General features: G+C 61.8%; 2 protein-coding genes. One reads left to right on the top strand and one right to left on the bottom strand.

What is annotated here, in order from left to right:
* Positions 1 to 207 (top strand): chloride channel protein (locus ENZ74_RS34225; protein WP_206522428.1); only part of this gene is annotated, 207 nt, incomplete at its 5' end.
* A 55-nt stretch (positions 208 to 262) separates the two neighbouring features.
* On the opposite strand, the gene ENZ74_RS34220 is transcribed toward ENZ74_RS34225, so the two are convergent.
* On the bottom strand, positions 263 to 401 hold a 139-nt coding region (locus ENZ74_RS34220), incomplete at its 5' end, for an invasion associated locus B family protein (protein ID WP_206522429.1).

Below are 401 nucleotides of genomic sequence, written 5' to 3'. Positions count from 1 at the left end.
GTGCAAGCGCCGATGACGGCCTTCGTCTTCATCCTGGAGATGACCGGCAATCACGACAATGTCATCGCGCTGATGCTGGCCTCGATGCTGGGCTACGGCACGGCGCGCATGATCTCGCACGAGCCGCTCTATCACGCGCTATCGCGTGTCTTCATCGCCGAGGCGATCCGGCGCCGCCGGGCGGAGGCCGGGCCGGGGCAAGTATGAAAGAAAAAAGGCCGGACTTCGCGGCCCGGCCTTTCCCTCAAAAAAGTAGCTTTGCCTATTTACACTTGGCGATCGATGTCAGCGCCGCCGAAATGCCCTTCAGAGAGAAGACATAGGAGGTGGGATTGCCGCGGCCGGACTTCGCCGTCACCTTCATGTCGGTGCCGGTCTTCATGGCGGCGATCAGTACCGGC

The organism is Mesorhizobium sp. M7A.F.Ca.CA.002.15.2.1, from assembly GCF_003998715.1.
GTDB classification, from domain to species: domain Bacteria; phylum Pseudomonadota; class Alphaproteobacteria; order Rhizobiales; family Rhizobiaceae; genus Mesorhizobium; species Mesorhizobium ciceri.
The sequence above is the reverse complement of the archived record's forward strand: the minus strand, read 5'-3'. Positions and strand labels throughout refer to the sequence as shown.